The following is a 13,128-nucleotide window of genomic DNA, read 5'->3' on the forward strand; positions in this document are numbered from 1 at the left end:
GCGCGCTCGACCTGAGCTCATAAACCCGCCGGGGGATGATTGGCGATGAATAGGCCGATTCTACACCGCTGGCGCCAGGAAGGAACGCTGTGACCGATCAGGGGAGACTGAAGGCGTTTCTGTAGGACCTTTCTGAATTTTCTTTTCAGGCTTCTTAAGCGGCTATGCGCGGCCACTTTCATGGTTATTATCCCTGCGCCGCATGTGCGGTATGACGAGATACCTCCCTAAATGGACCTCCCCAGTTTCAGTTCGACACGAACAGACAATCTGGCATCGACCGCATCGGCGGTGGGTTTGCCTGTGAGCTGATATCGGCAGGGTCCGATCGCTCCAGGCCACCTGCGCCGGTGTCTGGAGCACGTAAATGAACACTTTAGACTTCGTAGACGCAACCACCGAAAACGCCCGTTACCTCGCCCACCTGCAACGCGAAGACCTGCGCACCCTGAATAGTTATCCACAGGGCAGTGCCGGCGCGGTCATGAGCAGCGAATATTCCACGGTGGAGGCGGGCATGACCGCCACGCAGGCCATCGACGCCTTGCGCCGGGAAGCGGCGGACGCCGAGACCATTTATCAGACCTACGTGCTTGATGAGCGCCGGCACCTGCTGGGCACGTTGTCGCTGCGCGAATTGACCCTGGCGACGCCCACCGTGCTGGTGTCGCACTTGATGATCAAACCGGTGATCAGCGCACGGGTCGACACCCCCCAGGAAGAGGTCGCCCGGCTGATCAGCCAACACGACCTGTTGGCCCTGCCTATCATTAATGAGCACGGGGCCCTGGTGGGTATCGTGACGTGCGACGACGCCATGGACGTGGTGGTCGAGGAGGCCACCGAGGACTTCCACAAAGGTGCCTTGATCGGCAAGCACCTGGGCAACCTAAGCACCGCCACGGTGGGCCTGCTGTACCGCAAGCGCGTGCTCTGGCTGGTGTTGCTGGTGTTCGGCAACCTGTTTTCCGGTGCCGGTATCGCGGCGTTTGAAGACGTGATCGCCGCCAACATTGTCCTGGTGTTTTTCCTGCCCCTGCTGGTGGACAGCGGCGGCAACGCCGGGGCGCAGTCGGCAACCTTGATGGTCCGAGCCCTGGCGACCGGCGAGGTGGTGATGCGCGACTGGCTGCGCCTGCTCTGGCGCGAATGCTCGGTGGCCCTGGCGCTGGGCGCAACCATGGCCGTGGCCGTTGCACTGCTGGGCGCGATGCGCGGCGGCTGGGATGTGTCGCTGGTGGTGGCCAGTAGCATGCTGGTGATCGTGCTGGTGGGGAGCCTGATCGGCATGAGCCTGCCGTTTCTGCTCAACCGCCTGAACATGGACCCGGCAACGGCCAGCGGGCCGCTGATTACCTCGATCGCCGATGCGGCGGGGGTGTTGGTGTATTTCGGGATTGCTTCGGTGGTGTTGGGGCTTTAATGCGGTGGTTGCTGGTTCGCGGATAAAGCCACACCTACAGGGCGGTAAAGCCGCTGCAGCACTAGGAGGCCAACGAGGCTCAACGTGATGAATCCGGTACCCAGTGCGGTTTCGAAGCTTGCGACAACAAAGCTGACGGCCGCGCTGGCCACCCCGCCAATCACAAACACCATGGTGTTGGACATGGAGGCCGCAGTCCCCGCGCAGTCGGGAAACAGCTCCATCGCCCGGGACGTTGCCACCGGGCGCGCAATGGTGGTGCCGGCGGTGCAGATCATCATGGGCAGTAAGACGGTCGCCACACCTCGCTCTGTCAGCACGTCCAAGATCAATAGCGCCAAGCCTGCGCTGCCAATCAGTACCAATCCGATCGTCAACTGTTGCTGAGGCAGGGTGGTTTTCTGCAGCCGATTGGCAATCACCCCGCCTAGCACGTAGGCCGCGCCGTAGCTCAATAGCGCCAGGCCAAACTCGAGTTGCGAGAGCTGGAAGTAATCGAGAAAAATGATCGGCGAAAGCGCGATAAAAGAAAAGTGACAGGTAAAAGCGATAGCAGCGATCAGTGAAAAGCCCATAAATGGGCTGCTTAACACAATGGCCCCATAAGCCTTGAACATGCCTGTGCGGCTTACTGTGTGGTGTTTGTCGCCAGGGAGCGTCGTTGCTGACTGCACCAATATTGCACCGGCAAGCAGTGCAAACAGATAAAAACTGGCGGTCCAACCCAGGGTGGCCTGCAACAACGCCCCGGCCAGCGGTGAGGTTGAAATGAAAAAACCGCTGGCACTGGTCATTAATATCCTGACGCGGTCGCGCTCATGGCTCGTGAAAATATCCTGCACCAAGGCATTCAGCAGTACGAAACAGCCACAGCCTATGGCTTGGAGGGCGCGGAAAATAATGAATGCCGAGAAACTACTGGCGTTGGCGCAGCCGATGGCACCGAGGATCGAAAGGGCCAGGCCTAGGATAAGCAGCCGTTTACGCCCCAATCGATCTGACAGAGGGCCCAAGAAGAACTGCGAAATGGCGACCCCGATGGCGAAGATGCTGATCGACAGGGCGATGTCGGCTGAGGGTGTGTCGAAGTGAGCTGAGAGGGCAGGGAAGGAGGGGAGGATGACATCTAAAGGAAAGACGCCTAGTAGGACCATGCCGATGAGTAAAGCTAGTATCGATTTGTTTTTGTGAGCGTGAGTGTGCGGCTCCACTTTATTCATACGGAAGGCCCGCCTGTAAAAAAAGACTGGCGTAAGTAGGTTCGGAGAAAAAATTTACTTTCCTTAATACGGAAAATGTCATTGATGCCCCGGATGACACCCTCTTATTGGTTGATGTTTCATTGTTTAGTAGGTCATTTATTGTCTCTGCAGCGTCAAGCGATATTCCTGCTTCGATTAATGCTTTGATAAGCCAGTATGAATCGCCGGAAGAAAATATTTTCAAAATTGATGGCAATATTTTGGCAAAAAAATGTTTCTGCTGAGGCGTGCTTTGATGCCAAATCGTCTTAAATAAGTCAGCAAAAAATAGTGCATGCTTTGCTTCATCTTCAAGGTGATCTTGGAACATTGCATGAACAGGTGAGCTATCATAGTTTCTGCATGTTTTACGCGTTTTGAGAACGTGAACCAAGCCTGCTGAAATAGCGCGATTTGGTGGAGGTAAAGTAATGTGGTTGCTGGAGGATTTTTTGAATGATTCAATAGGGGGCGGTTTTGATAGGGTTTCTTTGCAGTGAGCTGAGTACTGCTTTGTCGAGTCGGCTAGGTCGTTGGGTTGGCTCTCCAAGGGAATGCATTTAGTTCCGCTATGAAAAATCTCCGATAAACGATCCCAGCCCCATTCTATCTCGGAGTCGTTGGGGTATTTAATAACTCCAGCATCTAGGAAGTCTTTATCGATTGAACATGTTTGATCGAAAGACTCAGGCGTGGAGATCAACTCGCTTAGCCGATGCTGGTAAGCTATGGATAACTCGAATTGCTGATGGGTTTCACAATTCCAGACTATAAGTGATGGTGGTCTTGCGATGAAAAAAACTTTGGTATTGAAAATCATACTCATACCTTTTCTGGTATGAGGAGAGCGGGTAGCCGGCACTCCCCGCTCACCTATTTATCTTGAGTTACTTGGTTTTAGCCAAGCAGTGAAGGTTGGCGATTTTTTTTGATTCAAGACTGATGTTTTTCATAGGTTTATCTTTTTTGTTTTTTTGAGTGCCGAATTATGTCGGCATGTGCAGATTACGCTTGTAGGAACAGAGGTCAATCCCTGCGGAGTGCCGAAAATTCCCAAAATTTTGTAGGAAGTTTTACCCTCATGAGGGGGCCCGTTTTAGAGCGCTTTCATCATGAGGTTGCTGGCACCTAAGAGATTTTATATCAGTCAGAGGGCGAATTTATTTGCACGTAGAGAGCTCAGCGATGAGGGCGAGCCTTTTCGGGGGGTGATATGCGGCGAATCGGCAACTGATCGGCCTGAGTCTGCCGTTCTTGCTCAACTGGTTGAATATGGACCCAGCCACCGCCAGCGGGCCACTGATTTAAGCTGACGGCCGCGCTGGCCACCCCGCCAATCACAAACACCATGGTGTGGGAAATGGGGCTGGCGTCTGAGGGGCGGTGCTGAATAACGGTATTAGGTATTTTTAGGAAAATAAAATGAAATGACGAGGGTGATAAGTGGCAACGCACCTATTTTTAGCAACTCGAACATTTGCTCCTTTGCTTTCCGGGTTTAGGCCATAGGCGGTGAAAATTCCCGCGCACAGTAGAAAGAGAGAAACGAGAATTTGTCTAGCAAACCTCAACCGATCGTTCTCTTTTAAATTAACCGCGCTACCGTTTTCAAAAAAATTGGAAAGATTTATATCAGAGTTGGGTATGGGGGAGTTCAAAGGCCTGTCACCCGCCCAATGATCTCGAGGGTATGATCGTCTCGCTCCCTGATGATCCCTAATGAACAGCCGGCCCTTTGTTTTTGGTTATCGGCTATCGCGAGCAGAGCAAACGCGCGTTTTATTGCCTCTGCTTTGGTGATGCTGTTGCGAATAGCGATTTGCGATAGGCAGTTATCGATGTCGTCGCTGAGCTCAAGGGTGAGATTTGCCATGATGCTTCCTGCTTGAATGGATCAGCAGTAATTATAGGCGGCGAGAGTGGTGGGGGATATTCGGGCACGTCTGGCGCATGTGTCAGACATCTCCGAAACACCCGCACCCCAGGCTGGGTGCGGGCTTTTAGCGCCTTAGCTGTTAGGCAACAACCGGCAAGTAATGCTCTTGATGTAACGCGTTTCGACGATGGCTGGGTGCACCGGGTGGTCCGGGCCTTGGCCGCCGCGTTCCAGCAGTTGGATGTTGCGGTCCAGGTGGCGGGCGCTGGTGAGCAGGATGTTTTGCAGGTCGTCTTCGGGCAGGTGCATGGAGCACGAGGCGCTGACCAGAATGCCGTCTTTGCTGAGCAGGCGCATGGCCTGTTCGTTCAGGCGGCGGTAGGCGCCTTCGCCGTTTTTCAGGTCTTTCTTGCGCTTGATGAAGGCGGGCGGGTCGGCGACGATCACGTCGAAGCGCTCTTCGCTGGCTTTCAGCTCTTTCAGGGCTTCGAACACGTCGCCTTCGATGCAGGTGACTTTCTCGGCAAAACCGTTCAGCGCGGCGTTGCGTTCGACACCGTCCAGGGCAAAGCTTGAGGCGTCGACGCAGAATACTTCGCTGGCGCCGAAGGCACCGGCCTGCACGCCCCAGCCGCCGATGTAGCTGAACAGGTCGAGTACGCGTTTGCCCTTGACGTACGGGGCCAGGCGCGCGCGGTTCATGCGGTGGTCGTAGAACCAGCCGGTTTTCTGGCCTTCCATGACCGGCGCTTCGAATTTCACACCGTTCTCTTCCAGCGCCACCCACTCCGGTACCAGGCCGAAAGCGGTTTCGACGTAGCGCTCCAGGCCTTCGGCATCACGGGCCGCCGAGTCGTTCTTGAACAGGATGCCGCTGGGCTTGATCACCTGGATCAAGGCCGCCATCACGTCTTCCTTGTGCTGTTCCATGGTGGCCGAGGCCAGTTGCACGACAAGGATGTCGCCGAAACGGTCGACCACCAGGCCTGGCAACAGGTCCGAATCGCCAAATACCAAGCGGTAGTACGGCTTGTCGAACAGGCGCTCGCGCAGGGACAGCGCCACGTTGATGCGGTGCACCAGCAGGGACTTGTCCAGCGGCACCTTAACGTCGCGCGACAGCAGGCGGGCGCAGATCAGGTTGTTGGGGCTCATGGCGACGATGCCCAGCGGCTTGCCACCGGCGGCTTCAAGCACGGCCTGGTCGCCGGCCTTGAAACCATGCAGAGGCGTGGCGGCTACGTCGATCTCGTTGCTGTAGACCCACAGGTGACCGGCGCGCAAGCGGCGGTCGGCATTGGCTTTGAGGCGAAGGCTGGGCAGTGACATGAAGTCGCTCCGGAAAAAAGAGCGAGATTATAGCGCGAACCGTGCGCTCGCTGGTTTGCTGAGTAAGCGGGGGACGATGGGCGGGGATCTTTTCACGGATAAATCCGCTCTTACAAAGAAGATGTTACAGAATTTCATGTGAGATCATTCCCCGGCAGTTGTGAGAATTGCTGTCCGAAGGGTTAAAATCGCCGCCTGATCCCAGAGTGTGCACGAATGTCCCAAGAGCTTTCAGAAGAACAGATCCAGCAGGCCCTGCAAGGCATCAGCGTACCGCCTCAACCGCAAATCATGGTGGATTTGCAGATGGAGCAGTACATGCCCGACCCGGACCTGGGTGCGATCGCCCGGCTGATAGCGCAAGACCCCGGCTTGTCGGGCGCGTTGCTCAAAATTGTCAATTCGCCGTATTACGGGCTGACCAACAAGATTGCCTCGATCCAGCGCGCGGTCAATCTGCTGGGCAGCCGTTCGATCATCAACCTGATCAATGCGCAGTCGATCAAGGGTGAGATGAGCGATGAAACCATCGTTACCCTCAACCGTTTCTGGGACACCGCCCAGGACGTGGCGATGACCTGCCTGACCCTGGCCAAGCGCATCGGCTCCCAGGCGGTGGACGAGGCCTATGCCCTGGGCCTGTTCCACGATTGTGGGATACCGCTGATGCTCAAGCGGTTCCCCAACTACATGTCGGTACTGGAGGAGGCCTATGCCAATGCCGGGCCCGACCGACGCGTGGTCGACACCGAAAATCGTGCGTTCAACACCAACCACGCGGTGGTGGGGTATTACACCGCCAAGTCCTGGCGCCTGCCGGAGCACTTGAGCAATGCCATTGCCAACCACCACAATGCCCTGGCGATCTTCAGCGATGATTCCACGCGAAACGCGCAGTTGAAGAACCTGCTGGCAATCCTCAAGATGGCCGAACATATTTGCTCGTCTTACCGAGTGCTGGGCAACCAGGCCGAAGACCACGAGTGGAACAGCATCAGCCACCTGGTGCTCGATTACGTGGGGCTGTCGGACTACGATTTCGAGAACTTGAAAGAGTCCATTCGTGAATTGCGCGCACACTAAGCCAGTCGTTTCCCTGATCAGAGTCGTCCATGCCTGAGTTGCCAGAAGTCGAAACCACGCGTCGCGGTATTGCCCCTCACCTGGAGGGCCAGCGCGTCAGCCGGGTGATCGTGCGCGACCGGCGATTGCGCTGGCCGATCCCGGAAGACCTGGACGTGCGCCTGTCCGGCCAGCGGATCGTGGGCGTGGAGCGACGGGCCAAGTATCTGCTGATCAATGCCGAGGTGGGCACGTTGATCAGCCACTTGGGCATGTCGGGCAATTTGCGCCTGGTCGAGGTGGGCATGCCCGCGCTCAAGCATGAGCACGTGGATATCGAGCTAGAATCCGGCCTGGCCCTGCGCTACACCGACCCCCGGCGCTTTGGCGCGATGCTGTGGAGCCTGGACCCGCTCAACCACGAACTGTTGATCCGCCTGGGGCCGGAACCGTTGACCGAGCTGTTTGATGGCGAGCGTCTGTTTCAGTTGTCGCGTGGGCGCAGCATGGCGGTCAAGCCGTTCATCATGGATAACGCCGTGGTGGTGGGCGTGGGCAACATCTATGCGACCGAAGCGCTGTTCGCTGCCGGCATCGACCCACGCCGCGAGGCCGGGGGTATTTCCCGGGCGCGCTACCTGAAGCTGGCGGTGGAGATCAAACGCATCCTCACCTATGCGATCGAGCGTGGCGGCACCACCCTGCGCGACTTCATTGGTGGCGATGGCCAGCCTGGCTATTTTCAGCAGGAGTTGTTCGTGTACGGGCGTGGCGGCGAGCTGTGCAAGCTGTGTGGCAGCACCTTGCGCGAAGTACGCCTGGACCAGCGCGCCAGCGTGTATTGCCCGCGATGCCAGAAGTAACATGTGCCGCGCTGACAACCCCCGGCACGCTGTTATAGTGATGGGATAACGCAAGCGTTCTGCTAAAGGGACTGTGCCATGAACTGTTTTCGCATTCTGTCGATCCTCGTCACCCTGAGCCTTGGCCTGCAGGCCCTGCCGGCAGCGGCGCAGGCGACCACCAGCAACTCCAGCGGCGACCCGACCTACGATATCCAGTCGCCGCCTGCTTTCGCGATGATCGGCGACCTGCTGGTTGCCCGCCCCCTGTTGATCGCCGCAACGGCCATCGGCGCGGTGGTGTTCGTGGTTACGCTGCCTTTCTCGGCGGCTGGCGGCGGCATTGGCGCGGCGGGCAAGGCACTGGTGGTTGACCCGGGCAAATCGGCGTTCGTTCGCTGTCTGGGGTGTACGGGTGATGGGTATAACAAGCGCGAGTGATTACTGTGCCGTCCTGAACACCTCAGAAACCCCCAACCCCCGGGGGTCGCTCGCCGCTTCCACTTTCGCCGTGTCCTTGTGCCAGAACAGTACCTGCTGATTCCCATACGGGCGGCTGGTCTGTTTCAGCGGGTAGCCGCGCAGGCGCAGGTCGTCGATCTGTTTCTGGGTAAAGGCGCCGGGTTCGTACTCCACGACATCCGGCAGGTACTGGTGGTGGTAGCGCGGTACTGCGGGCCAGGTGCTGACCGGTTTGCCATCCAGGTATTGGAGCATCGACAGCAATACCATGCTGGGGATACGGCTGCCGCCGGGGGTACCAAAGGCGGCAAACTGGGTGGGGCTTTCGATGAAGCTGGGGCTCATGCTCGACAGCGGGCGTTTGCCGCCCGCCACGGCGTTGGCGGGGCTGGCGGCCAAGCCGTAGCTGTTGCTGCCGTTGGGATCGGCGGCGAAGTCGTCCATTTCGTTGTTCAGTACCACGCCGGTGCCGGGGGCGCTGAAGGCTGATCCGAACGGCAGGTTGACCGACAAGGTCGCGGCTACCGCGTTGCCCTGCTCGTCAAGGATGGCAAAGTGAGTGGTGTGGTTGCCTTCGCGCCACGGCGGCGCTGGCGGTAGGCCGGCGCTTGGCGTCGCCTGGCGCGGGTCGAAGCTGGTCACCAGGCTTTTCAGGTAGTCGGGGGCCAGCAGTTGGGCCACCGGGTTGCTCACGTAGTCCGGGTCGCCCAGCAGGCCACGATCGCGGTAGGCGCGCCGCAGTGATTCGATCACATAGTGAACGCGCTGCACCGGGTCGGCCTCACGCCAGGGCAGTTGCTGGAGCATCCCCAGGCTTTGGGCCAGGGCCACGCCGCCGGCAGAGGGCGGCGGCGCGCTGATCAGTTCGCGTTGGTTGACCAGGGCAAACCGCAGGGGCGCGCGGGTGGCAACCTTGTAATCGGCCAGGTCTTGCAAACTCCAGATCCCGCCGGCTGCCTGGACGCCCTTGACCAGCGCCTTGGCCACCGGGCCGGTATAAAACCCGGCGCGGCCCTGGTTGCCCAGTTGGGTAAGGGTGGCCGCCAGTTCCGGCTGGCGCAGCACGGCGCCTTCGGCCGGTACTTCGCCATCATGCAGAAACAGCCGGGCGCTTTCCGGGTCGTCGCGCAAGGCTGCCAGGCGGGCGATGGCGCGTTCGCGATAGACGCGGTCCACGGCGAACCCCTGGTTGGCCAGGCGAATCGCCGGTGCCAGGGAGTTCTTCAGCGGGAGCTTGCCGTAGTGCTCGGCCAATTCGACCAGGGCGGCGGGCACACCGGGAATGGCAGCGGCCAGCGGGCCATTGATCGACAGGCCCGGCTGGAGCTTGCCGTCCTTCAGGTACAGGTCGGCGCGCGCTTTTTGGGGGGCACGTTCACGGGCGTCGAGAAACTGATAACGCACCGGTTCCCCTGCCTGGCGAAGCAGATAGAAGCCGCCGCCGCCCAAACCCGAACCGTAGGGCTCGACAACCGCCAGGGCGGCGCTGACTGCGATGGCAGCGTCAAACGCGTTACCGCCTTGCTGCAGGATTTCCCGACCGGCGGCGGTCGCCTGCGGGTGTGGGCTGGCGATGGCTGCCTCGCCCGGTGCCTGGGCGTGTGAGACGCCTGCAAACAGGCAGAGCAGGGCGCCCACCAGCAGTTTCGAGTGATTTGCCATGGTGCGCGCCCCTCCGTGAGCCTGGTTGAACCTCAGGCCTTGCCGGTGATGATCCGGTATTTGGCCATCAACTGTTCTTCGGTTTCCGGATGGGCTTCGTCCAGCGGAATGCAGTCGACCGGACACACTTGCTGGCACTGGGGTTCGTCATAGTGGCCGACGCACTGGGTGCACAGGTTAGGGTCGATCACGTAGATCTCTTCGCCCTGGGAGATAGCGGCGTTCGGGCACTCGGGTTCGCAGACGTCGCAGTTGATGCAATCGTCGGTGATGATCAGGGACATGGGGACTCCGGCCGGGGCCAGCGGCCCGGGCAAATCATAACTAATGCGTGCAATTGTGCCGCATAAGCGCCCGCAGTGCACGCGGGCGCTTCCAGCCGGTACCCGTTACTTCTTGAAGCGCAGGGTCAAGGCCTCGGCCACGGCGGGGTGGACGAACTTGGTGATGTCGCCCCCCAAAGCCGCGATTTCCCGGACCAAAGTCGAGGAAATGAACGAGTAACGCTCCGACGGCGTGAGGAACAGGCTTTCCACGTCGGGTGCCAGTTGGCGGTTCATGTTGGCCAGTTGGAACTCGTATTCGAAGTCGGAGACGGCGCGCAGCCCGCGCAAGAACACGTTGGCATTCTGTTCCTTGGCAAAATGCGCCAGCAGGGTAGAGAAGCCGACCACCTCGACGTTGGGCAGGTGCTTGGTCACTTCGCGCGCCAGTTCGACCCGTTGTTCCATGGGGAACAGCGGGTTTTTCTTGGGGCTGGCAGCCACGGCAATGATCACGTGGTCAAACAGGCGCGAGGCGCGTTCGACCAGATCGCCATGGCCCTTGGTAATAGGGTCGAAGGTACCTGGGTACAACACTCGGTTCATCGCGTCGTCCTGGCGGGAGTCCGTTGGGGATTGGGATGGTATCGCAGCATTCCCGGTCGGCCAAGTCGCGGTATTCGGTGCCTGGCGGTGACTGCTAGCGTTTTTTTGCCGCAAAGCCCCGGTATACGGGGGTGCGACGGGCTGACGCAGGTTAAAAATACGCTGGCATGAGGGGGGTGAATATTTCCCCATCATTTGAGGGTAGACGGCTAAGCGCCCAACCGCTGCGCCAACAGAGTCGCCAACTGCGCACTCAGGCCATACACCGACAGCTGCGGATTGGCGCCAATGCTGGTGGGGAACAGCGAGCCGTCATGGATCGACAGGTTCTGCAACTGGTGGTGCCGGCCCAGGCTGTCGGTGACCGCCCGGCGCGGGTCTTCGCCCATGGCGCAACCGCCCATCACGTGGGCGCTGCCCAGGCGGGTGCGGTACAGCTCAAGGCTCAGGCCGTCGATCATGCTGCGTGCTTGCGCAAGATTGCTGGCGAAGCCGGCGTCGGCATGCAAGGGCATCACTGCGCGGGCACCGGCGGCGAACTGGATTTCGGCCATGGTATGAAAGGCCCTGCGCACGCCGTCCCAGGCATAGGGTGAAACCTGGTAATCCAGCACGGGTGAACCGTCACCCCTTAGTTCCACTGTGCCGCCAATGCTTTCGGGGTGGAAGCCGTCGCGCAGCAACGCCAGCATGGCGTGGGTATGGGGCAATTGCTCCATGCGCAGGGCGCTCTGCGGGCCAAAGCCACCGAGCAGGGTGGAGGCAAGGGCCGGTTGCAGCGGTGGCACTTCAAGTTTGTAGGACATGTGCCCGGTGGTGCCGTCCAACCACTGGAAGTGATCGGAATAAATCGACTGCGGTGCACCGTAAAATGGGTTGATCACCTCGGCAAACTGCCCTGCGGAGAAATTGACCAGGTGCAGGAAGGTGCGTTTACCCACTCGCTCATGGGGGTCGGGTGCCTTGGAACGCAATAACAGCGCGGGTGTGTTGATCCCGCCACCGGCCAGCAGGTAATGCCGCGCCTTGATGGTGACGGTGCGCCCGGTAGGCGCCACGCATCGTGCATCCATGGCACTGCACTGCAGGCCGGTGACCTTGTCGCCGTCGATCAATAGGCGTTCGGCGCGGGTCAGGTAAAGCAGTTCGCCACCTTTGTCCAGGGTGGCGGGAAGGGTCGTCACCAGCATCGACTGCTTGGCATTGGTGGGGCAGCCCAGGCCGCAGTAGCCCAGGTTCCAGCAGCCGCGCACGTTGCGTGGGATGACTTTCCAGCTGTAGCCCAAGGCTTCGCAGCCCTTGCGGATAACATCGTTGTTGGCATTGGGGGGCATGATCCAGGGTGCCACGCCCAGGCGTTGCTCCATTTTCTCGAACCAGGGCGCCATCTCTTCGACGCTGTGACCGCTGACCGCATGCTCCCGGGCCCAGTGTTCGAGCGTCTGTGGCGGGGTGCGGAAACTTGAAGTCCAGTTGACCAGCGTGGTGCCGCCCACTGCGCGGCCCTGCAGGATAGTGATGGCGCCGTCCTTGCTCTGGCGGCCGATCCCTTCCTGATAGAGGCTGGCATAGGCTTCGGGCTCCAGCATGCGAAAGTCGCTGCTGGTCTTGAGCGGACCTTCTTCCACCAGCAATACCTTATAGCCGGCAGCGCTGAGGATCTCTGCGCTGGTACCGCCGCCAGCGCCGGTGCCGACGATCACGATGTCGGCTTCCAGGGTCAGGTCCTGGTCCAGGGTGGAACCATCATGGGTTTTCCAGCCGCGGGCTTGGCCTTCGCGGAACACATCAGGTACGGGCATAGGGGCGCTCTTATTGTTTTGGTAAAACAGGGGCGGTCAAACCTTCGGCGGCCCGGGGTAGCCGCACTGGGCCCAGGATTCGGCGCGGCCATACCAGGCCATCATCACCATTTGCAGCAATGAGCTGTGGCCCATGCGCAGTAGGCTCAGCGAGCTATTCTGCCAACGCTGCAAGAATTGCGTGATCTGTTCACTGCTGGCGTTTTCCCAGTGGCCCCAGACCCCGGTCAGTGGGCCGCGCGTCACGGGCATCGCCAGTACATCGAAGAGTTGCCGGGTCAGCTTGAGCATTTGCGCAGACAGGTGATTGAGTGCGTCGTCCAGGCTGGCCAAGGTCGCTTGGACGGCCTGGGCGTTGCCGGCAGGCGCCAGCATCACCGGAACCAGTGCCTGTAAAAAGGGCAGGTCGCTTGCCCGCAGGGCCTTGAAGCCATCGGCCGGGGCACTACTGGAGCAACCGCTTAGGCTGGCACCGACGCCAGCGGTGGCCAGGAATGCGCCCGCGCACAGGCCCACTTTCAACACCTCGCGGCGATTTAGAGCAAAACGTGCGGTCATGG

Annotated in this window: 13 protein-coding genes; 4 read left to right on the forward strand and 9 right to left on the reverse strand. The window is 59.6% G+C overall.

Going from position 1 to position 13,128, the window contains the following annotated elements:
• The first annotated feature begins 367 nt into the window (after positions 1-367).
• Positions 368-1,423, forward strand: coding sequence for a magnesium transporter (gene mgtE / locus L9B60_RS13220; protein WP_249679253.1), 1,056 nt, complete (start codon positions 368-370; stop codon positions 1,421-1,423).
• Here mgtE and L9B60_RS13225 read toward each other — a convergent pair.
• The 4 genes from L9B60_RS13225 to L9B60_RS13240 form a co-directional block, all read right to left on the reverse strand.
• A complete protein-coding gene (locus L9B60_RS13225; RefSeq protein WP_249679254.1) occupies positions 1,420-2,643 on the reverse strand; it encodes an MFS transporter in 1,224 nt (407 codons plus the stop codon). The genes mgtE and L9B60_RS13225 overlap by 4 nt on opposite strands.
• A complete protein-coding gene (locus L9B60_RS13230) occupies positions 2,636-3,484 on the reverse strand; it encodes a hypothetical protein (RefSeq protein ID WP_249679255.1) in 849 nt (282 codons plus the stop codon). The genes L9B60_RS13225 and L9B60_RS13230 overlap by 8 nt, the downstream gene beginning before the upstream one ends.
• An 834-nt stretch (positions 3,485-4,318) precedes the next feature.
• Positions 4,319-4,537, reverse strand: coding sequence for a hypothetical protein (locus L9B60_RS13235; protein WP_249679256.1), 219 nt, complete (start codon positions 4,535-4,537; stop codon positions 4,319-4,321).
• Positions 4,538-4,672: 135 nt separating this feature from the next.
• Complete coding sequence (locus L9B60_RS13240; RefSeq protein WP_249679257.1) at positions 4,673-5,869, reverse strand: class I SAM-dependent rRNA methyltransferase; 1,197 nt, start codon at positions 5,867-5,869, stop codon at positions 4,673-4,675.
• A gap of 216 nt (positions 5,870-6,085) precedes the next feature.
• Between L9B60_RS13240 and L9B60_RS13245 the strand changes: the two genes are divergently transcribed.
• The 3 genes from L9B60_RS13245 (at position 6,086) to L9B60_RS13255 (ending at position 8,214) form a co-directional block, all read left to right on the forward strand.
• A complete protein-coding gene (locus L9B60_RS13245; protein WP_249679258.1) occupies positions 6,086-6,952 on the forward strand; it encodes an HDOD domain-containing protein in 867 nt (288 codons plus the stop codon).
• A gap of 29 nt (positions 6,953-6,981) precedes the next feature.
• On the forward strand, positions 6,982-7,794 hold the full coding sequence (gene mutM, locus L9B60_RS13250; RefSeq protein WP_249679259.1) for a bifunctional DNA-formamidopyrimidine glycosylase/DNA-(apurinic or apyrimidinic site) lyase: 813 nt from the start codon (positions 6,982-6,984) through the stop codon (positions 7,792-7,794).
• 78 nt (positions 7,795-7,872) lie between these two features.
• A complete protein-coding gene (locus L9B60_RS13255) occupies positions 7,873-8,214 on the forward strand; it encodes a multidrug transporter (protein WP_249679260.1) in 342 nt (113 codons plus the stop codon).
• On the opposite strand, the gene ggt is transcribed toward L9B60_RS13255, so the two are convergent.
• The 5 genes from ggt to L9B60_RS13280 all read right to left on the reverse strand — a co-directional run bounded on the left by ggt (position 8,215) and on the right by L9B60_RS13280 (position 13,126).
• On the reverse strand, positions 8,215-9,897 hold the full coding sequence (ggt, locus tag L9B60_RS13260) for a gamma-glutamyltransferase (protein WP_249679261.1): 1,683 nt from the start codon (positions 9,895-9,897) through the stop codon (positions 8,215-8,217).
• Between the two features lie 32 nt (positions 9,898-9,929).
• Positions 9,930-10,181 (reverse strand): YfhL family 4Fe-4S dicluster ferredoxin, encoded by a 252-nt coding sequence (locus L9B60_RS13265; RefSeq protein ID WP_010466792.1) that lies wholly within the window; start codon positions 10,179-10,181, stop codon positions 9,930-9,932.
• A gap of 105 nt (positions 10,182-10,286) precedes the next feature.
• On the reverse strand, positions 10,287-10,766 hold the full coding sequence (gene coaD, locus L9B60_RS13270) for a pantetheine-phosphate adenylyltransferase (protein WP_249679262.1): 480 nt from the start codon (positions 10,764-10,766) through the stop codon (positions 10,287-10,289).
• Positions 10,767-10,975: 209 nt separating this feature from the next.
• Positions 10,976-12,568: a GMC family oxidoreductase gene (locus L9B60_RS13275; protein ID WP_249679263.1), complete on the reverse strand. Its 1,593-nt coding sequence runs from the start codon at positions 12,566-12,568 to the stop codon at positions 10,976-10,978.
• A gap of 36 nt (positions 12,569-12,604) precedes the next feature.
• On the reverse strand, positions 12,605-13,126 hold the full coding sequence (locus tag L9B60_RS13280; protein ID WP_249679264.1) for a twin-arginine translocation pathway signal protein: 522 nt from the start codon (positions 13,124-13,126) through the stop codon (positions 12,605-12,607).
• Between the last annotated feature and the right edge of the window lie 2 nt (positions 13,127-13,128).

The organism is Pseudomonas abieticivorans, assembly GCF_023509015.1.
In the GTDB taxonomy this organism is placed as follows: Bacteria; Pseudomonadota; Gammaproteobacteria; order Pseudomonadales; family Pseudomonadaceae; genus Aquipseudomonas; species Aquipseudomonas abieticivorans.